This window comes from Microcoleus sp. S13_C5, from assembly GCF_036700845.1.
In the GTDB taxonomy this organism is placed as follows: Bacteria; Cyanobacteriota; Cyanobacteriia; order Cyanobacteriales; family Microcoleaceae; genus Microcoleus.
Window position 1 is genome coordinate 55,850 of the sequence record NZ_JAUBPR010000021.1, and the last position, 22,600, is coordinate 78,449.

Genomic DNA, 22,600 nt, shown 5'->3' on the forward strand with positions numbered 1-22,600 from the left:
TTTTAGATTTTAGATTTTAGATTTTAGATTGAAGCATTGACGCCACGGATAAATTCGGGGGCTTGTATCCTGGATGCTTTCAGTCGGTTTTTGATTCAATTTAATCGATCGACTGACTACTGACTACTGACTACTGACTACTGACTACTGACAAATTAATCAACAAATAAATCGAGAGGTAAATGACCGTAAGTGCCACTAACTCCACCTTCTAAGGAAGATTGACACGATACCAAAACGCCCCGGTAAGTTCCAGGATAGCCGTCAACATAATACGACCCCTTCAAAGTATTGAACTTAATATAAACCGAACCAGCAAAGGTCGAGACAGCATTGGGATCTAAAACAGCTTGATATCCCAAAGCTTTTAAATAAGCTTCTAAAGCTAAAAACCCCTCATCCGTCGAAGAAGCGCACACTCCCAACATTTGATAATCCGACAAACTTGCTACCAGCAAAATCGCTTGACGGAGTGCCTGTTTTTCCAGCGGCGATGCTACAGATTGCATATCCAGACAAGTGAAATCTTTGAGGATTTGCTGTGCTTCTTCAACAGTTAGGGTAGTCGGGTTGTGAGTAGACATGAATTGCTCTGATATTTCCCAAAATTACGATCGACACTCGGCTACTCGTCAACGAATTTCTGCCATTACAACCCTCGATCGACGGCGGTAACACTTGCCCAAGTCCTGATTATAGCCGATTGTGTGCTCTGGCAATCAATTCGGGCGATCGTCTTCGAGCGCTTTCCTTCGGATCGCTTCGCTAACGCTAACGCCCGTATCGCACAAAAAAGCTAGTAGTTTTTACCAATGTTTTCAAGTTTAGATCAGTCCGCGTTTTTTCAGCTTTGCTAGGGCATCTTCAGCCGCATTTTTCTCAGCATCTTTTTTGCTTTTGCCTTTACCTTCTCCATAAAGTTTCTCTGCAACATAAACTTTAGCGAGAAATTCCGGCTTGTGGGGTGTGCCTCCTGCTTGGACTGTCACGTATTTGGGTGGAGTCGTGTCACCGTTGGCTTGTACCCATTCCTGAAAGCGATTTTTTGAGTCTACAGTCGATCGAGTTTCCACAACATTTTCGGGAACAGAATCAAACATTTGTTGCACAAAGTTGCGAACTTTGTCCATGTCTTGCGTGTCGAGATAGTAAGCGCCAATAAATGCTTCAAAAGTGCTGCTGAGCAAATTTGGATTAGTAATCCCACCTTCTCGATAAGCTCCTTTTCCGAGCCGCATTTTTAAGTCTAAACCTATTTCAGTAGCAAATCTGGCTAATTGTTTTTCATCTACTAATGCAGAACGTCGGCGAGTCAGTTGGTCTTCTCCCATTTCTGGGTGACGCTGATAGAGATATTCGCCGCTGAGAAAAGTCAGCAAAGCATCGCCGAGAAATTCTAAGCGTTCGTTGTCTTCTTCGCGGAATGTGGGGTTTTCGTTGACGTAGGAACGGTGGGTGAGGGCTTGGCGCAGCAATTTTTCATTTTTGAATTCGGGAAGGGTAATTTTGAGTTCTTGTGTTGGATTAGTTAATGGCATGGGAGTTTTGTAATGGTTATTGTTTTTGGAGTTGGGTGTTATTATGTGGACATGAAAGAGCCGCAGATAGCGGTAGGTTGGGAGAATCTAGTTTATCAAATAAACTGGATTTTTGCTATCTGCGGCAAGGTAATCTTTAACTGATATTTGGCAGTTCTACTATTAGCCCATTAGTCCGTCCGTCCGCTAGGGGTTAAAACCCCTGCCTCATAGCTAAAGTCGTCTTAAGACGACTGAAGACTGTGTTTTTCAACTTTCAGTCAGTCGGTTTTAACCGACTTTAGCTATTAGACTGGGAATTCATTCCCTGGCGGACTGTGTTGCTTCAAGCAGATAATTTATCTGCTTCTATTGATAACTTTTTTGGATTTTCAAGTTGTGACGGTTTCAATCCTGCACATAAACTAGACAATTCGTCTACATTATGAAAGTTATCCTCACCAACAAGGTTAATCAGTTTTTGGCTTGCACTTTTGCGGCGTGCAAAAACGATGACTGTTATACCCAAAGCCTTCAAAACGGTGATTAAACCTGCAAAGTCCCGATCTCCTAAGACTAGGATAATTATGTCCAGAGAAGGCTTCATTGCCACTCGTTTGATACAGTCAAACACCAATTGTTTATCTAGACTGTTTTCGCCTGAATCGACAACAACGCCTGGACAACCAAGCTTTCCTAGCCGATTTTTGTCGTTAACTTGATTTTTGTGCTGCGGGTTATAGTAAATTTTAGGCAGTTCTAAACGTCCTTTTGATTGGGCAAAAGCAAGCAGTAATTCAGCTTGATTTTGGTTTAAGTGGACGTTCTGAGTATCCCAAAACATAGCACCTCGCTGAGACTGGCTTTGTTGTTTGCCAATTGCTGAATGATTGTCCGTCATTGGATAATGTCCTACAAAGAGGTTGACTGGACAGCCTCGACATATCGCGCATCTAGCATTAAGGGAGTTTTGTCTATGGGTTTGCTCAAAAATGAACATCTCCGCGCAAGACAATCTGTTACCACAAAACACTTTGATTTTGTAGGGATTTGATTAGCGTCTTAGCTACAGGGTTTACAGAACGGGAACGAGCTTAGTAGCAGCCCGTTGAAGGGAAATGGAACTCAATAATGTTTCGATTTTGTCAAGCTTGTCTCAAGTTGTTAAAACGACATTAGACTCACATTCCGCGAAGGGAAATGGAACTCGATAATGTTTCGATTTTCTCAAACTTGTATCAACTTGTTAAAACGACATTCGACTCACATTCCGCTCAACGGGGTGCTAGAAACTTGCCCCAGTTGTATAAACCGTGTAGCTAAGACGACTCAATCAACATTCCTTGATTTTAAATGCGATATTTAGTTTTAGCTGTGCTTTTAGGCTAGCGTTCTTATTATGGGATGTCAAGTATTCACTCAAAATAATTTTCTTACATCCTTAGACATCTCACCAAGGTTTTCGCCAATTTGACCCCGATCGCCCGGATACACTTTACCCGATCGCCCGTCCCCCAATAAAAACCCTCTCCTCATCTCCCCGCGAGCCCCTCTCCCTGCGGGCCCATCCCGCTTATCTCCGGCATTGGAACAGTAAATGTAAAAATATGTTGCAAAGTTTCTATTGCTGTGTTAAGTTTAGTTACATAAGGTTGAAATTAAACGAGGTTTCTGGTCATGGAAAACAAAGACGCAAAAGTTGGCTTCACTGAGTTTGCTGAAACCTGGAACGGCCGTTTGGCAATGTTGGGCTTCGTTATCGGCCTAGCTACCGAATTCCTCACCGGTCAAGGCATTCTCTCTCAAATCGGTTTGATGTAATCAGCTTAACTGCATACAAAAGCTGAAATTCAGTCGGGCGATCCGACCCCATCACAAATGCAAAAGCCCCCCGCTAATAAGTCCCCTTCACTTCACACGGAAGGGGCTTTTGCATTTTTTATCAAAAAATCCCACAGATGGCACAATCAAAAATCTTTTCCGTCTCAATATTTATCGCGAGACTAACTCCAGCAAACTAAGCAATTTCTACAGACTCAAAAATCCTCAATTTAGGAGTCAAAGCCGGATGTTTCACCAAACCGTCGCGTTTGTGAGTCCGCGCCCTATTAAGTAAAATCATCTCCGACAGATCGGGCATTTCCTGCCAGCAGTGCGAGCAGAACCAATAAACGCGATTGTGGCGAGCGTGGCGGAGCAATTTAGAGGAGCAACAAGGGCAACTATTCATGATATTTTAAACCTTTTTTGAAGATATGGAGCGATAACCCAATCATTAGAGAGATTCACGAATGCCTGCACATCTCAATTCCAGGCACAAAAATAAAAAATTTCTTTCACTCACAGCTTTGAGCGTCGCGCAAGTAGCACTTTTGGAGGCCAAACAGTAACACCACAATCAAAAGCTGAACGCTCCAAGGAGCCCAAGAGAAACCCCAAATAAAACAACCCAGCCCAGCCCAAGCCACAAGAACAAAAATATCTTGGGAGGTTTGCCAGTAAACCCAGACTGCTGCCAGAGAAACTATTAGTAGCAAAATGTAAGCTGAGGGCATAGTCGTCTTCTCCCAATGTGTCTGCCAACAGTCAAGAGCGATCCCTGACCATGTGCTTAAACTTAAAACTAAAACCTGAAGAACTTATGAAGACGAGCCAGTTGTTACAAAAAGTAAAATAATCCTGCCAGCTTATATTTTCCCGATAAACCAGTAGGAATACTGAGTTCATGGCTGAGGCCGAATTCGGTTAAATGAACGCACTACCAATAGGGATTTAGGCATCCTAATTCGTATCAATTTCACCCCAAGACCGACAGGGTTGAAACTGATAGCGGACTGAGGTTTTTAGTCTTAAGCTGACAGCACGAGAGGCACGGCGTCTAAGTCGCTACATATATCCTGTCCGATCGCCCCGATTGGATCTAAGGAACCATACCAAAGAAACTAAGTTTTTTTAGTTCTCTTTGCCTGCAAAACTACTGCTTGAAAAGCTGCAAAATTCAAGGCGCGCGATCGATCTATTCTTGCTCCCAGCCCAAAGCCTCAGCGACCTGAGCTGCTAAAAACATCGGTTCAAAAGGCTTAGCAATCACGCTCACCACCCCCAAATCCGCGAACATCCGCCTGTCCCCAGCTAGAGCCTTAGCTGTCAATAAAATTACCGGGATGTGCTGCGTAGCCTTATTAGCTTGTAACTGTAGAAAAGTAGTAGGCCCGTCTTGGTCGGGCATCATCACGTCCAATAGAATAGCATCAGGCTGTTCGGCAAGAGCCTTAGCAACACCCTCGCGGCCCGAACTCGCTGTCAGGACTTCCCAGCCCCCCACCACCTCAAGACTGACTTGAGCCACTTCCCGAATATCTTCCGCATCGTCAATAACCAAGATGCGCTTGGCAGTCAAAATTAACATTTTTTTAGGAATGAGAACTGATCACAGATTAGAGGCGAAATGTGAATATTTTGTAAAGCAAATTATCTTACCCGATCGGACTTTACAGTAAATTTTCAAAACTGTATAGCAGATGTTGAAGAAAGAAGGAATAAAGAAGACCTCCGTTGTAATAGACCCCCTGGGTTTCAACAATTAAGAACATCCTAACCCTCGGGCGCGGTTGCTGTAAAATTTTACCCCCAAAAAAAAGCCATTTTTCGACCTCAAATCGCGATTTTTGCCCGCAGTCCCCGAACGGCATAAAAGGCTGAGATTGTTGGTCGATGACTCGATCAAACAATCTTCAGAAAATCAGTAACTTTGGGTACACCTGAGTAGAAATTAACTTTCAGTTGCAAGCCCTTCCCTTAAAACTGGCAGAGTTAAGAAAAAAGTGCTGCCTTCCCCCAAAACGCTTTCCACCCACATCCGGCCCCCGTGCTGCTGCACGATACTGCGACAAATAGCCAGCCCCAAACCAGTACCTCCTTTCTGGCGAGAATCAGAAGCATCAACTTGTTGAAAGCGTTCAAAGACCATCTCCAGTTTGTCTGCCGGAATACCCCGCCCTTGGTCTTTCACAGCAATCACGATGTACCACGAGCTCGGGACTGACAAGTGCGGATGGGCGGCGGCAGGCTCAGGAGACAACAAAGAGGGGGACGACACTGGCTTGTGCCCTGCTTTTTCTGGCACATCCGGATTGTGGGTCAACTCCCCGCTCAGCCCAACCGTAGCGCCGGAGGGAGAAAATTTTATAGCATTACTGAGTAAATTTGTAAATGCTTGAATTAGCCGATCGGGAACAGCTTGCAATTGCGCCCCCACAGGCTTCACCGACAGAGTAACTCCCGCCTGCTGAGCCATTCCCTGCATCTCGTCAGCCGCCTGCAACATCAGCTCAGCCACATTGCAAGTTTGTTTGACGGCAGTGCTGTAACTCGACTCCATCCGCTCTAAATCTAGGATGTCGTTGACCAAGCGCACCAAACGCTCAGTGTTAGTAACAGCAATCTCCAGCATCCGCTTAGCTTTCTGGGGATAAGCGTCCAGCAGGCCGCTGTTGAGGAGGCCCAGAGCACCGTGAATTGAGGTCATGGGTGTCCGCAGTTCGTGGCTGACAACAGAGATGAATTCATCTTTCATGCGCTCGACGGCAAGCCGCTCCGTGATATCTTTAAAAGTCACCACAGCTCCTATAATTTCGCCTTGTTCTCGCATCGGAGCGACAACGTACTCAACCGGAAAACTGCTCCCGTCTCGCCGCCAAAAAATCTCATCGGTGACGCGCCGCGCCTCTCCGTCTTCCAAGGTGGCTAAAATTTGAGAACTTACCCGGTTCGGCAGCCGTTTGCCCGCCTGCGGTGCGGCGCAGTGTGGGACAAGTTCAGACTCTGAATTGATGTCTGTTGCAGGTGAGAGTTGCTCGATCGCCTTTGAGCATTCTTCCTGTGCACGGTGTAAGCTTTCATAGAGCGGTCGATCGATCAATTGCTTCGATTCACACCCAGCCATTCTCACCGCCGCAGGATTGACAAAAGTTACTTTTCCCTCTTTGTTCAACCCGCAAATTCCTTCTCCTGCAGAGAACAAAATCATTTCTGTTTGGTGGCGGAGTTGTTCAAAGGCTTTTTCGACTCGCTTGCTGTCGCTGATGTCGCGAGAGATTGTCGAAACGCCCGTTACCGCTCCAGTAGCGTCTTTAATCGGAGAAATCGTCAGGGAGACATCTATCTGTTGACCGTCTTTCCGCAAGTGTACGGTTTCGTAATGGTCGATGCTGGCTCCTGCCCTAATATTTTCCAATATTTGAGGCATTTCCTTGGGACGTTCGGGTATGGCTAAAATCTCGATCGACTGCCCCTTGATTTCCGCGGCACAGTAGCCGTAAATCTTCTCGGCGCCTGCATTCCAGCTCTGAATTGTCCCGGCGAGGGTTTTGCCGACGATACCGTCGTCGGAAGACTCGACAATCGACGCCAAGCGCACGAGTTCGTCTCTAGTTTGCTTGTGTTCGGTAATGTCGCGACCCAAAATCACTATACTTTTGCGTCTGCCGTCGGGGTGAAATACGGGTACTTTAATCACGTCGTAGATTTTCACAGTACCGTTTGAGCGGAGAATCACTTCTTCTCCCCTAGAAAGCTCACCTTTTTCCCACGCTTCTCGATCGCTCACCTCGCACGTCTGTAACGCCTCGCGGTAAAAACTGCTGAGTTCTCCTAGCTGAGAATCTTTGAGGCCGCGGTAGTCTATTTTTTCTAACTCGAACACTTCCAATATCGCTCGATTTGCCTCCTGCCACCTGCCCTCGCCATCTTTGAAGCAGACAATATCTGGCATGGCATTTATCAGCGAGTCGAGATAAGAATTTTCTCGCACTGCAGTTTCTACCTCGGCCCGTTTGGCGATTTCCCGTTGCAGGTTTTCGTTTGCCGTTTGCAGCGAGTCTTTTAACAAACTTTCTCTAAAAGTCTGTTCTTTAATTACTTCCTGAAGTCTGTGGATTTCTAGCGACTGCCACCTGCGGGCCAACAAATTCTCTACCCGCAAGTGCAGTTGGGTGGGTTCGACGGGACTTACTATCAAATCGTCTATTCTGCGTTCGAGTTGTTTTGCCAGCAGCGAAAATGGCTGCTCAGAAAGACCAGGCGTTTGGGATTTACTAACAAGCAAGAACGGTAAAAATATCGGCTCGGCGGCAGTTTTTAATGATTCTACCAGCGGCCCGATGCGATCAAAATTTGCCTCGTCGAGAATGCATAAGTCAAAAGCGATTTGGGGAAAGGGAAATTCGGAGTAGGGATCTAAAGCGCGATCGAGTACGATCACCTCATGCTCGGTGTTGAGGTGGGCGATCGGCAAATTAGGTTGTTGGTGGCGATCGACTAAGAGTAAAATGCGGCTCATTAGTTTGTTGATTTCCCCATGACTAATGATATGATGTCTGGTAAATTAACCATTATTATATGTTTGGTAGTCAGGACTTAAGTCATCTTTTATATGAGGAATCAAGCCCTCACTACAAACAAATTTTATAGCCTTATATCGAGCGGACGCAATCGAAATGATCAAGGCACTAGGCAGCCAGAGTTGAAGCCCCAATGTAATATAATTTGATAATTATTTAATTGTTTGTTGGTTCAAAAAATGACTAATGACTAATTCAGGGGGCAGGTTTATATTTATTTGGGTTGTCAGTTCTATTTTGCTGGTGCAACCCGCCCCTACAGCCTAATGACTAATGACTAATGACTAATGACTCTTTACGGCATTCCGATCGGAATCAAAGCATCTTCCGGCATACAGCTAGAGTAACGACTCCCATCCGATAAAACCGCAATCAGCCTCACCTGCCAGTCGGGCATAATCTGCAAATCCGCCCAGGGTACTGCTACCTCCAAACATTTATCCACTCCCACTTGGGCGCGGCTAATGCGGGGCTGCCACTGATCCCCCTCTTCTGCTTCCTGAAACCAAATCGATTTCGTCAGCAAATTAATCTCTAACTGATGGTGGTATCGATAGTTTAGCGGTGCTTCGTCAGGCAAACCCGACAGCGGAATCAGACTGTTGTGCATGGTGCGATCGGGATAAAACCAGAACAAATTTAACTGCTGCGGGCAATCAATTCCCGGCCGCACCCCTACCTTGAAGTCGGCACGAATGTAAAAATTCAAGTGGTCAACCCCGTACCAAAGGCGCTGAATTGCAGAACTCCGGTGCATCGTACCCCTTGCTCCCCCAACTTCAATCCGGCCGGCTTTGTCCCAATCCTGTTCGTTGCCGATACCGTCAATCACCGGGTGAATAAAGCTCAGCGGCAGGTGGTCGCCTTGAACCTCGTGCACCTCTACTTGTCGCCGCACTTCCGGCGGTACGGGCTCGCCGAGAGCTTCGTAAATTCCCGCTACGTGTTCCCGAAATAGCTGGTCGAACATGGCATCTTGGTTCGACGTGTGGCCCTCACCAAACCACCAGAACCAATCGGAACCTTCGGCAGCATAAAGCGCTTCCCAAGCTTCTGGGTTGCTTTCTTCTGTGGCCTCTGGATGGTTTGCCAGCATTTGTCTCGCGGGCCCTAATATGTCCCAAGCGCGATTTTTCGCGGGATCGCCGATCCAAGTTGTGAGAGAACCGTCCACCCAGGAACCGGTGTGCAGTTGGGCTGCGGGAATTGTTTCGGTTGCTGGGAATTTGTCGAGAAATTCTGAGACTGTGACTAATTTGATATCTGGATTGTCGCTGAGAGTTTGATAGAGGGATTCTAAGAACGGTTTGCCGTCTTGGGGATAGAATTCCCAGCAATTTTCGCCGTCTAGGGCGATCGTAACTAACCAGGGATTTTCTAAAGCGGTTTGGCCGTCGGACTGTCGGTGTTTGAGAGTTCTGCCGATCGCTTCTAAGTGTCCCACTAAATCTGATGCTGCTTTTTCCGGTTCCATCGAACCGTAGGTAAACCCGATCAAATCGGACAATCTGTGGTCTCTAAATACTATGGCTAAATCGCCGTCAGGAGTTTCTAAACGGTAAGGGCGATATAAGAATTCTGGTTCGTAGACATTCCCTGTCGCATCGCGGTTGAAAAAGTGTTTAATTGTCCACCCCAATACTGCTTCGTCCGAGACTATCCATTTAAAGCCTTGTTTGGCAATGTAGGGCAAAATTTCCGGGCTGACTGCTTGTTCCGACGGCCACAAACCGCGCGGTTGGCAATCAAACCGGTCTTGATACATTTCCCAGGATTTTCTCAGGTGTCGGGGAATATCTTCTTCCCACTGAAACCTGTGTTGTGGCAGCGTCATGTTTGGAATAGCTATGCGGCCGCCATTAGTGTCGGCAAGCAGCGGTAAAATCGGGTGGGTGTAGGGGGTTGTGGAGACTTCCAACTGTCCCTCAGCTTGCATTTTACGGTGCTGGGGAATGATGCGAGCGAGGATTTCTTTTTGTTTTGAGTAGATGTTTTTTCGGTCTACCAAACTAAAATTTTGTCCTTGTTTCAGCCACCCTGCAATCTCGGGGTCGTCCCAAAACAGCGGGTCAATCCAAGCTAAATTATGCCAGGCCAGCAAGTCGCTAAAATCCTGCAATTTCCAGTTTTCCAAACACCACTGAATGCCTTTTTCCTGCCGCTGAGTGTAGAGTTGAGCGTAGCGGGGGTGTGGCTGAATCAGGGTGTGGTAATTGGCGTCAAAGAAGTGTTCTAAAATGAACTCTTGTTCTTCGATGTTTAAAGTTTCTGCTGGCTTTAATGTGACCGCCAAGTAAGGGTCTAATGCTCTGTCTGCGATGCAGTCTTCTATCTGCAAAATCAAGGAAGGAACCAAGTTTACAGTTTGATGCAGGTTGGGATATTTTGCCAGCATTAGCACTAAATCCAAGTAGTCTTTGACTCCGTGCAAGCGCACCCAAGGCAGTCGGTACTGGGCTGATCCTGCGCTAGCTGATACTCGGGATTTGTAGAGCGGTTGGTGTTGGTGCCAAATGAAGGCTACATAAAGGGGGTGAGACATTGAATTTAGTAATTGGTAATTGAATTTGGTAATTGGTAATTGGTAATTGGTAATTAAATTTGGTAATTGGTAATTGGCAATTAAAATTGGTAATTGGTAATTGGTAACAGTCAACAGTCAACCGTCAACTGGTAATTGGTAACAGTCAACAGTCAACTGTCAAACGTCAACTGGTAATTGGTAACAGTCAACAGTCAACTGTCAACCGTCAACCGTCAACTGCCAACTGCCAATTGCCAACTGACTAATTACATTACCTGTTCGACTTCGGCAATTTCTGGGATAGCCTCGCGCAGGCGACGTTCAATGCCCATTCTCAGAGTCATTGTGGAACTCGGGCAAGAGCCACAAGCTCCTTGCAGTCTCAGGTGTACCACTGGGCCGTCAATTTCTACCAGTTCGACGTTGCCACCGTCGGATATCAGGTAGGGGCGCATTTCATCGAGAACTGTTTCGACGTTATCTCTGGTTAGTGCTAGTGTCATATTTCTCCTCTGTGATGATTTTTTGCAGTTGATGAAAGTTCGATTTGACTCAAGGACAGCATTCTCAACCCGCGCGAGATTTAAGAAACCGGGTTTTTGATAAAATACTTAGGCACTCAGGTGAGTCCGTGGCAGGAAACCCGGTTTCTGTCACGCTGATGCTCGATCTGAGTTTGCTCTCTCGTTCGATCGTAGCGTTACTTGCCGCCAAATCAAGTTGATTCTGATACGTTAACCAAAAAAACCCTTTTATTTAAGAAATCGGGTTTTTGAGGGCGCTACACTACTGCTGGTTCTAGCAGTTTGACGTTGGAGTAGTTGAACTCGGTTGTTGTCAGTTGACCTTTTTCTTTTGCTCGAACTACTTGCTTGGTCATGACATAATAGTCACCTATCTTCTCAAAGGTATCTTCAAATTCGAGTTCTCTGATGATTTCGTTTGTTTGTGGGTTGCGGAAAACGGCATCATAGTGAGTCGCCAAAGAACCTTCGGGTGTTTCTAAGCTTTTGTGCGTGTCAATTACGAAAGCCATGCGGCCCATCACCCGGCTGACTTGACAAATTGAGAGGCCTCGGATTTTATAATTCGAGCCCATTGAGTCGCCTTGCACCAAGATGTCCACAGCGTCGGTGCTGTCCTTCTCGCCCAGGGTGAAGCTATTTTTGCCGTGAGATTTTTCAAATGTCGATCGTTTGCGGTGGGTGACAATATCGCGCATTTGGGTGTAGACGCTTTGCTGCACTTCCTCATCTTCAATGCCGCTGACTTCCACGCTCATGTCGGGTTTGATGGAAACATGACCCGTATATACTTCGTCGCCCTGTTTGAGTTCAATATCCGCACTGTAACCGGGAAAATTGGCATCCCAGGTATAGCGGTGTTCGTAAGCAGCGCGAAACAAATCGCGAGCGTTGGCTTGCTCTGTCATAAATCCCTCTTTCTCTTGACACCCATCTAGTTTAGCTTAACCGCGAGAAGCCCCACATTCACTGGGTAGGGGAGTTACCCGCACTCCTGGCGAGCACTTTTTGGGGGTGCTGCTGGGCTGGCAATTAGGGCGCAACAAGAATTTACTTTCTCTATCGGTTGCTATGATTTGAAAATAAAGTCCCAAAATGCCTGGTTATTGAGAGCGCGATGGGTCGATCGCCAGACACCAGTCTTAGTTATGGGTTATGTTGAAAAAACTTGTGTCCGCTTTTTAGGGGTTGCACCCGCAGGCAACTATTAGATTCCCCCCTTAATAAAATGCTAGAAACTGTCTACAAACACTTAGAAACATTGCAGGAACAAGCTAGGGAATTGCCACACCCGCAACAGGCAATTTTCACAAAAATTTTGGAAGATTTATCAAATTCTCTACAGGAAATGGCAGGCAGCCGCTTGTTTGAAAGCGCGACAAATAACGCGGCAAAGCTGGTTGAAATTGAAAAAAATAATCGCCTCTTGGAACGCACTGTAGCCCAGCAAGTAGGGCAAATCAGACAGCTACGGGAGCAGTTGGAAAAACAAATCAGCCAGCATCGTAGGGACACTCAAGCATTAACTAAAAGTGAAGCAAAACTGCAAGCTATGCTGCGTAATTCTCCAGATCTAATTAGCATTGTTGGCTCCGACGGGCGAGTTAGATACCACAGCGGAGCTCTACAGCGGCTTTTGGGTTACAACCCAGAAGAAAGAATTGGCAAATTTCACGGCGAGTTAATCCATCCAGACGATTTGCTGGCTTGGCAGACGTATTTTGGTAAGTTGTTAGAATCTCCCGGAATTGGGGGGGCAATCGAATATCGAAAACGCCACGCTGACGGTTCTTGGATATACATGGAGTCTATAGGTAACAGTTTGCTTTACGATTCTAGCGTGCAGGGAATTATAATTAATTCGCGGGAAATAGGTGAACGAAAGCAAGCCGAAATCGCAGTGCGAGAGTCGGAACTCCACTACAGAGTTATGTCGCAAATTACTTCGGATTTTGCTTATTCTTTTAAGGGACTGCCAGACGGCAAGTTCGCCTGCGAGTGGGCGACAGAAGCTTTTGAGCGCTGCACCGGGATCGTTCCTGAAGAATTAGAATCGTTTGGTTGGTGGAACTCCGAACTCGTTCATCCCGACGACAGGGAAATGTTAATTAAACAATTAGAAGGCTGTACTTTCAGCCGCACGGGAGCTAATGAGTATCGCATTATTAATCAAAAAGGCGAGGTGCGCTGGGTGCGGGACTACTGGCAAGTGGTGTGGGACAAAACTGCTGAACGGGTTGTCCGTTTGTGGGGCGCTTGTCAGGAAATTACCGATCGCAAGCAAGTAGAATTGAAACTGCAACTCGTTAACCAAGTTTTGCAAGCCCAGATAGCATCGGCGCCGCTGGCGATTAACTGTACCAGCAATGACGGCAATACCGTTGTTTGGAACCGCGCCGCCGAACAACTTTTTGGCTGGACTGCGGCTGAGGTTTTAGGGAAACCTTTACCGAATATTCCTGAAGGCCAAAAGCAAGATTTTTACGCGCTGCTAAAGTCTGCGTCTAATGGCAAACCGCAAAACGGTTTGGAAATATCTTTGTTGAAAAAAGACGGTAGTTCGATCGATGTTTGGCTTTGGGCCGCACGCGTGCGAGATGCGGGCGGCCAGACTGTCGGCAGCATCAACATATTTTCTGATCTTTCAGAACGCAAGCGGATAGAGGAAGAGCGCCAAAAACTAGCAGCGATGAAAGATATGGAGGAACCTTTTTGGGCGCGCTATGTCAGCCCTCCAAAAACTCCGAAAAAAAAGGGCGGTGGGTAATTCTATCAAGCACAAGTTAAAAGCATTAAAAGTACGGAAGTGTAATCTTATGCTTGCAATATCATTTCCGGTCAAATAACCTATTTGATGGGAGTCGTTCGAGCGGACATTATATGATAAATACACTGAACTACTACGTGTAGTAGTTGCTATACTGTACAGTGTAAAACTATAATTCCCTAAAAATAATTGATGAACTAGCTACCGAATTTATTGAGGCAATCTATCGATAAAGTGTCAGATTTTTTAGGGGTAAAACTTGTTGGCACGGTAAATATTAGACTTGTTAAATACGCCACTCGAAGGTTTACTGATGCCCAGATTTCTCCTGATTCCTAAGAGTGGCTAACTCTGCGTGAGTTTGGCAAGCTTCACTTAACTCAATGTAATCTAAGATATTGGAAATTACCTGAGAAAGGTGGATAGCCGAACGGTGAGCTTCTTGAATAAAATCTCTCTCCTCTATGGGATCGTCAGCTTGGTCGTCTATGGTTAGTTGTAGATAGCCGATGATGTGATTTAGGGGAGTGCGGAGCTCGTGGGACGCCTTCAACAAAAATTGCTTTTTGAGCTGGGATAGTCCTTGTACTCGCTTGCTGCGCTCTTGGTAGAGGGTGGCGAGGGCGATCGCACTTCCTACTTGCTCGGCAAGTTCTTGTGCGAATTCGATCTGGCATTGAGTCCAAGGTCGATCGGTCTTACCCTTTCCCGACGATCGACCCTTGCACTGATGCAAGCTAATTATGCCGTTAGGCTGCTCTTGATAAGCGGTAGCCACCACTAGCAGCGACTGTGGACCAAAAGGGTCATTGGCTGCAAAGGAGTCTACTACCACCGGTTCGAGGGTAGCTAGAGCTTGAAGGAAATGAGGTGCTGCTGTGAGCGAGATTTCCATTCCCAGCATCGGTAAAAATGGTTCTTGGCAGTATTCAGCAGCTACTTTGACTTGCAGGCTAGAACTTTCATAGGGACAAATGATACAGCGGCTGACGCCTAGTGTTTCTCCCAGACTGTTAACTGTTTGCTGCCAGATGGTATTGAGATCTAATGTTCGACGAATATTTCTGCCAATTTGGAGTAAAAGCTTTTGCGATTGAGCTGATATTGGCTGATTCATAGCAACCCTTTTTCTACTAGACTGGCAAAAGTTTACCACTCCGGCAACAGAGCAGGGAGTTACTGAATTTGCCAGCCTGCCACTGTCCGACTTATGAATTACGTAATTCTACTTAAATATTGCCACAGGTCGTCAAACATTACTAAGTAGTTGCGGTATCTTTACAAGATCTTTATGATTTTCAGATAGAAGGGTGAGCGTCCTGTTTTCTTAAAAATCCTTTACAGTAGGGGATTGGGAAGCTGAATCAGTGCTAAAAGTAGACATTAAGTTCTTGTAAAGTTGGCGGTTTGTGGGGGTTTACTAGGAGGTATGAGCTGCCAGCCGACAGATTAAAGATGAGCTGTTATCCGTATCCCCCGGATTTGAATTATGTCAATTCTGGCTGGGACTCCGAACGGGCGTGGGTGATCAATATGAGTCCAAAATTCCCAAGGAGGGAGCTTGGCGACGGAGAAAAGTCAAAATTGATACGCGGGTGGGCGATCGAACTGTGTTTAGAGGATAATTACCAATAATCGATGACTTTTATTCACGAAACGGAACTCACGGATACAGGAATATAGCAATTTTTAAGTGAGTAAGGTACAGTTTGGTAATGGGTAATTGGTAAGAAAGCTAGCGAGTACCTCACGAAAGTTGATAACCGCTCTAGCAGTTTTTTTTCTGCTTCCTGATTCCCTCTTGCTTCTTAATTTTTGCTGATTCCTGATTCCTGATTGCTTCAACGTCCCGATGACCAATTACTGATGATCAATTACGGATGATTAATTTTTAAATAGTGGTTCTTGATAAAGCGGCACAGTAAAAGTAACAGTCGCTCCCAGCCCTTCCCCCATACTGTAAAAATTTACTGTACCCCCCATTGTTTCTACCAATTTTTGAGAAATAGCCAATCCCAAACCGGTGCCGCCGTATTGCCTAGTACGAGCGCCGTCCACCTGAAAAAATGACTCAAATAATTTATCCTGCTTGTCGAGAGAAACGCCAATGCCAGTATCAGCAACTCGGATTTTCACCATCCCGGGGAACTGCTGGTTGTGAACAGTCACCTTTTTCTTAATAATTTCGGCACTGATGCGAATTCCCCCTTCCCCGGTAAATTTAATCGCATTTCCCGTGAGGTTCAAGATTACCTGAAGCAAGCGTTGGTAGTTGCCGTACACAATAATCTCGTCCTCGACAGGGGGTTTTTGGATTTGAAATTGCAATCGTTTTTGCTCAACTTGAACCCGCGTAAAATTCTCAACTTGCTGCAACAGTTCGCCGAGTTTGACGGGAGCGAGGTCTAACTCCATTTTGCCAGCTTCTATTTTAGCGATATCCAAAATATCGTTAATCACATTGAACAAATGTACTGCTGATCGGTAAGCTTCTTCGATAAATTGGTGCGCTTCTTCGGGGTCATCTGCCATGCCGTCCATAAGCAGTTTTAGGAAGCCGAGGATGCCGTTGAGGGGGGTGCGGAGTTCGTGAGAAGTATTAGCAAGAAATTGACTTTTAAGTTGGGAAAGAGCCACGGCTTCGGCGCGGGCCTGTTCTAATTCTTGGTAAAGTGTAGCGTGGGCGATCGCACTGCCGACTTGAGCGACTAACTCGCGGGCGAATTCGAGTTCGACAGGACTCCATTTCGGGGAATTGCCGCAGCGGTGCAAACATATCAGTGCATTGGGTTGGTCTTCATAGGAGGTAGCTGCTACGAGCACGGAATGGCGGTGGAAGGGATCGGCGGCGGGGGAGGCGTAATCGACTGCTACTGGTTTTAAGGTGGCTAAAGTTTGAATCCACCCTGGTTGTTCGGCTGCGCGCAGTTCTAATCCCAGCATAGAAGAGTAAGCTTCTTGGCGGTACTCAGCTACTACTTTAAAAGTTTTCGATTGGAGATTTTCGATTTGAGCGGGGGAAAGCGGGGGCGAGGGGTCGCTAGCTATTGAGTGTTGTAATTCGGCTGCTGCGGTCGAATTTTGCTGATTTTCCGAGGCAAGGAAGGGGGAAGTTTCGAGATTTTCGCTGTCTTTTTTGTAGGAACAGATGATGCAGCGACTCGCGTTCAAAACTTGACCCAAGCTGTTAACAGTTTGCTGCCAAATGGTGGCTAAATCGAGGGTTTTGTGGAGGTTTTGAGCGATTTGGGAGATGATTTTACGATCGATTTCCGAGTAGGGAGGGAGCGATCGACCGGGGATACGGCTCGCTGGAAGCGACATTTGTTGGCGGGCATCCAAGGGGGATGGCAAAGCTCGATAGAGCATGAATTCTGGGGAGTCGGGCCGTCTGTCTGTGGGTTTGTCAGACAGCAGCCTTCCCATAACTAAGACTTTTGTAGCTTTGCCGTTTGAGTCGATCGCCGGAGTGAGTGTCAAATCGAAGAGAAAATATTGTCCGGCGTGGCAAAATGGATAGCTGAACCGTTGCGGTACGAGGGTTTCGAGCGACCGGCGCAGGATATCGAGATAAGGCGCAGGGGGGAGGGGTTGCAGGGTTTCGCTGAGGGGGCGATCGACAATTTGTTCTGCTGTAAGGTTGTACTGCTCGGCTTTTTGCCAGTAAAAAGATAGATATCGACCAGAGGCGTCTTGGGTAAATACTAATTCTGCCCCTAACTCTTGAAACAAAACTGTAGAGGCGAGGCTCGATCGCCGGAAATCTGTATTAGAGTCCATCAGAGTAGGGGATGAAAGTAGTTCGGATTTTGGAGCCTTGAGTTTTTCATAGAAGACTCTATACTCCCCATTGTTTGGGGCTTCTACTGTTAATTTGTGAATTATTAATCAATTAAAAAGTTGTTGGCTTTTTAATTAAAACATTAATCGCTCAAAACTCACAATTTGCAAAAATCATAGGCTTCTACTATTGACTTTTGAGTGAGTAATGAACTCATCAAATATTAATTTCTTAATTCAGAACTCAACTCAAAACTCAAAACTATTCGTTCTCAGCCGTTTTGGGTCATTTAAAGATAAAAATTAATATTGAGAAATTAGGAATCTGCACCGATTAACTATCAAGTGTGAAAATTACGCCAAAATATGAGGCTGCGAACAACTCTAGTCAGGGAATGGCTCACGCATTTTTTCCCTCACCTAGAATAGTTCCGAGGTTGTGATTTAGCCGAGTTCACTCGTCCACCACTTGTAGCTTTAGCCACGAAATCTGCAGGAGATCGCCCGCTCGATCAAAATTTCACAGCCTGCAGATTTGCGCGCGCCGTCTGGGGCCAGAGCACCTCAGTCGTTCCATTCACCGCGTGGCGGGACTGGGGGGTTGCGGCGTAAACTCAGAGCCAGCTCGTCTTCGCGGCGCTCGCCTCTGAGCCACTGCTTGATAGCTGTTTCAATGACTTTGCTGGGGTCATTCGTCAAGTGCTTAATTTGGTCTAGCAGTTCAGAATCTATATGGATAGATAGTTCCACTTTTTCTGACGAACTGTGGGAGGGTATACTTGACTGGCTCATAGTTAAAAAATCCTAGTTTTAATTCTTAAGTTTCAATTCTTTTGATGACAACCGACTGGACTAGATATTTGCAGTCCCTGATTTGCACCCCACCTTTCCTCAACCGCTTAACCGCTTTCTGTACAATGAGAGAGAGAAAAGTTTTTTCCTTTTGGGTGTCCGGGCTCGCTCGGACACTTGAAAGGGTAATAACTGATACTCTTGAGGTTTGCCTCAGTTGTGGTTTCATCTCAATCCCCAGTAAGAGGTTGAAGTAAGCACTCTACTCTTGCTTGTGTAATCATACAACAAAAAGTATCCTTTGCCGATTAGCTTTTCGATAAAAAACATGACTAACGTCCCTGTATCTCGCATTCGCAATTTTTCGATTATTGCTCACATCGACCACGGAAAATCCACCTTGGCCGATCGCCTGTTGCAGGCGACTGGGACTGTGCAGGCACGGGAGATGAAGGAGCAGTTTTTAGACAATATGGATCTCGAACGCGAACGCGGCATTACGATTAAGCTGCAAGCGGCTCGGATGAATTACACTGCCAAGGACGGTCAGGAGTACGTGCTCAATCTGATCGACACTCCCGGACACGTGGACTTTTCTTACGAGGTGTCGCGATCGCTCGCTGCTTGCGAAGGGGCGCTGCTGGTGGTAGACGCATCTCAAGGCGTAGAAGCACAAACCCTCGCAAATGTCTACCTTGCCTTGGGAAACAATCTGGAAATTATTCCAGTTTTAAATAAAATTGACCTGCCGGGGGCAGAACCGGAACGGGTAAAAGGGGAAATTGAAGAAATTATCGGTCTCGACTGTAGCGGGGCGATTGAGGCTTCGGCTAAGGAAGGAATTGGTATAGATGAAATTTTGGAGTCGATCGTCGAATTGGTGCCGCCGCCGCAGGATACTGTGGACAAACCGCTGCGGGCGCTAATTTTTGATAGTTATTACGACCCTTATCGCGGGGTAATTGTGTATTTCCGGGTGATGGACGGAAGTGTCAAAAAAGGCGATCGAGTTTTGTTGATGGTTTCGGGTAAGGAATATGTCATCGATGAATTGGGCATCCTTTCGCCGACTCAAGTTCAAGTAGACGAACTGCACGCCGGGGAAGTTGGTTATCTGGGCGCGGCAATTAAAGCCGTAGCTGATGCTCGCGTCGGCGATACGATTACTTTGGTCAAAAAGCCTGCACCGGAGCCTTGGCCGGGTTATACAGAGGCAAAGCCGATGGTTTTTTGCGGCTTGTTCCCGATCGATGCTGACCAATTTCCAGATTTGCGGGAAGCTTTAGAAAAACTCGAACTCAACGATGCGGCGCTTTCTTACGAACCGGAAACTTCGAGTGCGATGGGATTTGGTTTCCGCTGCGGTTTCTTGGGTTTGCTGCACATGGAAATTGTGCAAGAAAGACTGGAGAGAGAATACAATTTGGATTTGATTGTTACGGCTCCTTCTGTGGTTTATCAAATCACAACAATTAAAGGGGAAGTGTTAACAATTGACAATCCCAGCCACTTGCCCGATCCTCAGTATCGGGAGAAAATTGAGGAACCTTATGTGCGGGTAGAAATGCTGTCGCCAGAAACTTATGTGGGCGCGCTGATGGAACTGTCTCAAAGTCGGCGGGGCATTTTTATGGATATGAAGTATCTGAGTCAAGGCCGAACTACGCTGGTTTACGAGTTGCCTTTGGCGGAGGTGGTGACGGACTTTTTTGACCAGATGAAATCGCGCTCGCGCGGTTATGCGAGCATGGAGTATCACATAATTGGCTACCGCGAAAATCCGTTAGTGAAAATGGACATTTTAATTAATGGCGATCCGGTTGACGCTTTGGCGATGATCGTACACCGCGATAAGGCTTATAATGTGGGCCGCGGGTTGACGGAAAAACTCAAGGAGTTGATTCCTCGCCATCAATTTAAGGTTCCTATTCAAGCGACAATTGGCGCGAAGGTGATTGCTTCAGAGCACATTCCGGCTTTGCGGAAAGATGTGTTGGCGAAGTGTTACGGCGGTGATATTTCGCGGAAGAAAAAGTTGCTGCAAAAGCAGGCGAAGGGTAAGAAGCGGATGAAGTCTGTGGGTACTGTGGATGTGCCGCAGGAGGCTTTTATGGCTGTGCTGAAGCTCGATCGAGATTCGTAATCTGTGTGGCTTTTTGTCAGGAACAGGCAAGATGCCTGTTCCACAAAGAGTCTGTTTTTTTGTCGGTTCTAGGAACAGGCTTTCCGGTCTGTTCCACAAATGGGGTTCTAGGAACAGGCTTTCCGGCCTATTCTACCTTTTGCAGATTAAGGGCGATTCCCTACGGGATAGCTGCGCTTCACGCTCTTGACCAAAGAAATTGGTTGAGCTAAACTCAAACTTAGTTTAAATTGCGTATAGTAGATGCACATAATCAGCTACAAACGGGTGCGTGAATACAGCGAAACTCATGCTGATTGCGGGGAAGCTTTGGATAACTGGTTTAAAATTGCTAGCAAGGCTAAATGGTCTAATTTAATTGAGGTACAATCTGTTTTTCCTAAAGCCGAAGCTGTTGGAGGGTTTACAATTTTTAATATCAAAGGTAATAATTATCGATTAATAGTTAGTATTGATTATGAAAGCCAATTAATTTATATCAAATATATTCTCACCCATGCTGAGTATGATAAGGAGAAATGGAAAAATGACCCTTACTTTTAATCCAGATAAATACAAAGAGTTATTGTCTCTGTATCAGCCTAAAATAATTAGAAATGAAGCGGATAATGAGAAGGCTCTGGCTATGGTGGAGGAGTTAATGCACCGGGGCGATCGAACTCCTGAAGAAAATGAGTTATATGAATTGCTGATTGCATTGATTGAAAAATTTGAGCAGGAATATTACGCACCAGGAACCACAGCAACGCCTCATTCAATACTGCTGTTTTTGATGGAGCAAAGAGAGTTACAACCTGCTGACTTGGTGGGAGTTATTGGCTCTGAAAAAAGAGTGTATGAAGTGGTTAATGGCGATCGAGATATTGGTAAAGAGTTGGCATTGATTCTGGGGAGTTTTTTTCATGTAGAGCCTAGTTTGTTTTGTAATTAAGGGAAGTGAGATTAAGGGCGCTCGCACTTTTGGACAGGTCGGGCGATCGCCCTTTTGCAAATAAACTATCAGAGATTACTCATCATCATCATTATCTTGAACTACCTTACTACTTAAAAGTCCGAAAATCGCACCCACACCCATATTCCAAGTGCTATTGCAAGTCTCAAAAATGCGAGCTTGTTGGGGAGATGGCCGATCTTCGGTACTAATTCGTAAAGAGACTCCTCCAGAAAGTAAGGTAAAAAAGATAACAGTGGCGAAGACATACTGGAAAGGAGAGGGAGATTGAGGAGGAGTGTTTTTACGAGTCATTTTAGTAGATTTGGGTTTAGCAGGTGTCATATTTGGTTTAGCTTTCATAATTGCTACTTTCTTATTGGATATGTTTTAATCTTAAAGGGGAAAAGCTTCAAAGTCAGCCTGTGTATAGGTTTCACTTAGTATGAGTTTGGTATGCGTTTAGGATGCGTTTGGTTGGCGATCGCTCGCTATAATACTTAAAAGGTTTCTAATTTGGCTATGCCGCAACCAACGCTCAAAGCATCCCAGGCAGGAATCGAAAAAGCACAAATAGCTCTCACAGACAAAGGCTGGAGTCGCCAAGACTTAGCCGATCGTGTTGTGATAGGCGAGGGCAAAAAGTCACAGACAGGCATCGGTCTTGGTAGAGTTAATAATTTTTTCAACTGTAAGGGTGTCAAGCCCCAGTATTTTGTGGCAATTTGCAAGGCTTTAGGATTGGATTGGCAAGAAATTCGAGAACCCAATGGAACGCCATCGCCCCAATTAGCTTTACCAAATGACAATCCAACCGCCGAAGTAGAACCACCAAATATCAAATACAATAATCCATTTTTTCCTCTAACTGGCAGGATAGACAAACCGCAATTTTTCTTTGGTAGAAAACGGGAAATTAGAGCGGTATTTGATACGCTCAATAGTGGCAGTAGCGTAGCAATCATTGGCGAAAGAGCGATCGGCAAAAGTTCTCTGCTACAAGCCATTTACCGAGAAGCACCAAATCAACTCCGTGAGCCTCGCAAACCCATTTACCTAAACTTAGAAGATGTTTACGATGAAAATGACTTTTACGGTGCTTTGTGCAGATTAACGGGTATCGAGAAAGCAAAGGGTACTGAGTTAAGCTGCTACGCAGCTAAACCGGATAAAATAGCATTGCCTTTATTTTTGATTTTTCGATCCCATTTAATAACCATT

Annotated in this window: 20 protein-coding genes; 6 read left to right on the forward strand and 14 right to left on the reverse strand. The window is 45.9% G+C overall.

Going from position 1 to position 22,600, the window contains the following annotated elements; genetic code table 11:
* Positions 1-155: 155 nt before the first annotated feature.
* The 3 genes from QUA04_RS08720 to QUA04_RS08730 form a co-directional block, all read right to left on the reverse strand.
* The gene (locus tag QUA04_RS08720; RefSeq protein ID WP_333255759.1) at positions 156-584 is read right to left on the reverse strand and encodes a DUF1824 family protein; all 429 of its coding nucleotides are present in this window, start codon (positions 582-584) and stop codon (positions 156-158) included.
* 240 nt (positions 585-824) lie between these two features.
* Positions 825-1,538: a ribonuclease III gene (rnc, locus tag QUA04_RS08725; RefSeq protein WP_333255761.1), complete on the reverse strand. Its 714-nt coding sequence runs from the start codon at positions 1,536-1,538 to the stop codon at positions 825-827.
* A gap of 325 nt (positions 1,539-1,863) precedes the next feature.
* Positions 1,864-2,517 (reverse strand): NYN domain-containing protein, encoded by a 654-nt coding sequence (locus QUA04_RS08730; protein WP_333255763.1) that lies wholly within the window; start codon positions 2,515-2,517, stop codon positions 1,864-1,866.
* A gap of 677 nt (positions 2,518-3,194) precedes the next feature.
* On the opposite strand from QUA04_RS08730, the gene QUA04_RS08735 reads away from it, so the two are divergent.
* Positions 3,195-3,338, forward strand: coding sequence for a chlorophyll a/b-binding protein (locus QUA04_RS08735; RefSeq protein WP_015176459.1), 144 nt, complete (start codon positions 3,195-3,197; stop codon positions 3,336-3,338).
* 196 nt (positions 3,339-3,534) lie between these two features.
* On the opposite strand, the gene QUA04_RS08740 is transcribed toward QUA04_RS08735, so the two are convergent.
* The 7 genes from QUA04_RS08740 to QUA04_RS08770 form a co-directional block, all read right to left on the reverse strand.
* Positions 3,535-3,747 carry a hypothetical protein gene (locus QUA04_RS08740; protein WP_333255765.1) on the reverse strand — a complete coding sequence of 71 codons (213 nt, stop codon included), beginning with the start codon at positions 3,745-3,747 and terminating at the stop codon, positions 3,535-3,537.
* A gap of 106 nt (positions 3,748-3,853) precedes the next feature.
* The gene (locus tag QUA04_RS08745) at positions 3,854-4,072 is read right to left on the reverse strand and encodes a hypothetical protein (protein ID WP_333255767.1); all 219 of its coding nucleotides are present in this window, start codon (positions 4,070-4,072) and stop codon (positions 3,854-3,856) included.
* 461 nt (positions 4,073-4,533) lie between these two features.
* A complete protein-coding gene (locus tag QUA04_RS08750; RefSeq protein WP_006632522.1) occupies positions 4,534-4,926 on the reverse strand; it encodes a response regulator in 393 nt (130 codons plus the stop codon).
* A 363-nt stretch (positions 4,927-5,289) separates the two neighbouring features.
* On the reverse strand, positions 5,290-7,857 hold the full coding sequence (locus QUA04_RS08755) for a PAS domain S-box protein (protein ID WP_333255769.1): 2,568 nt from the start codon (positions 7,855-7,857) through the stop codon (positions 5,290-5,292).
* A 356-nt stretch (positions 7,858-8,213) separates the two neighbouring features.
* Positions 8,214-10,460, reverse strand: coding sequence for a glycoside hydrolase (locus QUA04_RS08760; RefSeq protein ID WP_333255771.1), 2,247 nt, complete (start codon positions 10,458-10,460; stop codon positions 8,214-8,216).
* Between the two features lie 248 nt (positions 10,461-10,708).
* On the reverse strand, positions 10,709-10,945 hold the full coding sequence (locus QUA04_RS08765) for a NifU family protein (protein WP_006632519.1): 237 nt from the start codon (positions 10,943-10,945) through the stop codon (positions 10,709-10,711).
* Between the two features lie 278 nt (positions 10,946-11,223).
* Positions 11,224-11,874 carry a DUF3386 domain-containing protein gene (locus tag QUA04_RS08770; protein WP_333255773.1) on the reverse strand — a complete coding sequence of 217 codons (651 nt, stop codon included), beginning with the start codon at positions 11,872-11,874 and terminating at the stop codon, positions 11,224-11,226.
* Positions 11,875-12,194: 320 nt separating this feature from the next.
* Here QUA04_RS08770 and QUA04_RS08775 point away from each other — a divergent pair, with 320 nt between their 5' ends.
* Entirely contained in the window at positions 12,195-13,733 is a 1,539-nt protein-coding gene (locus QUA04_RS08775) for a PAS domain S-box protein (protein WP_333255775.1), read from the forward strand.
* A 307-nt stretch (positions 13,734-14,040) separates the two neighbouring features.
* Here the strand turns inward: QUA04_RS08775 and QUA04_RS08780 are convergent, their stop codons facing one another.
* From QUA04_RS08780 to QUA04_RS08790, 3 genes are all read right to left on the reverse strand, one after another.
* Positions 14,041-14,850, reverse strand: a complete 810-nt coding sequence (locus tag QUA04_RS08780; RefSeq protein ID WP_333255777.1) for a GAF domain-containing protein — start codon at positions 14,848-14,850, stop codon at positions 14,041-14,043.
* 767 nt (positions 14,851-15,617) lie between these two features.
* Positions 15,618-17,513: an ATP-binding protein gene (locus QUA04_RS08785; RefSeq protein ID WP_333255779.1), complete on the reverse strand. Its 1,896-nt coding sequence runs from the start codon at positions 17,511-17,513 to the stop codon at positions 15,618-15,620.
* Between the two features lie 564 nt (positions 17,514-18,077).
* Positions 18,078-18,305 (reverse strand): type II toxin-antitoxin system CcdA family antitoxin, encoded by a 228-nt coding sequence (locus QUA04_RS08790; protein ID WP_015176471.1) that lies wholly within the window; start codon positions 18,303-18,305, stop codon positions 18,078-18,080.
* Between the two features lie 328 nt (positions 18,306-18,633).
* Between QUA04_RS08790 and lepA the strand changes: the two genes are divergently transcribed.
* The 3 genes from lepA to QUA04_RS08805 all read left to right on the forward strand — a co-directional run bounded on the left by lepA (position 18,634) and on the right by QUA04_RS08805 (position 21,379).
* The gene (gene lepA, locus QUA04_RS08795; protein WP_333188357.1) at positions 18,634-20,448 is read left to right on the forward strand and encodes a translation elongation factor 4; all 1,815 of its coding nucleotides are present in this window, start codon (positions 18,634-18,636) and stop codon (positions 20,446-20,448) included.
* A gap of 243 nt (positions 20,449-20,691) precedes the next feature.
* Positions 20,692-20,991, forward strand: a complete 300-nt coding sequence (locus QUA04_RS08800) for a type II toxin-antitoxin system HigB family toxin (RefSeq protein WP_333255782.1) — start codon at positions 20,692-20,694, stop codon at positions 20,989-20,991.
* On the forward strand, positions 20,975-21,379 hold the full coding sequence (locus QUA04_RS08805) for a transcriptional regulator (RefSeq protein ID WP_333255784.1): 405 nt from the start codon (positions 20,975-20,977) through the stop codon (positions 21,377-21,379). Before QUA04_RS08800 ends, QUA04_RS08805 begins: the two co-directional genes overlap by 17 nt.
* Before the next feature lie 75 nt (positions 21,380-21,454).
* On the opposite strand, the gene QUA04_RS08810 is transcribed toward QUA04_RS08805, so the two are convergent.
* Positions 21,455-21,742, reverse strand: a complete 288-nt coding sequence (locus tag QUA04_RS08810) for a hypothetical protein (protein ID WP_333255786.1) — start codon at positions 21,740-21,742, stop codon at positions 21,455-21,457.
* 159 nt (positions 21,743-21,901) lie between these two features.
* On the opposite strand from QUA04_RS08810, the gene QUA04_RS08815 reads away from it, so the two are divergent.
* A partial coding sequence (locus QUA04_RS08815; RefSeq protein ID WP_333255788.1) for an ATP-binding protein occupies positions 21,902-22,600 on the forward strand: 699 nt, incomplete at its 3' end.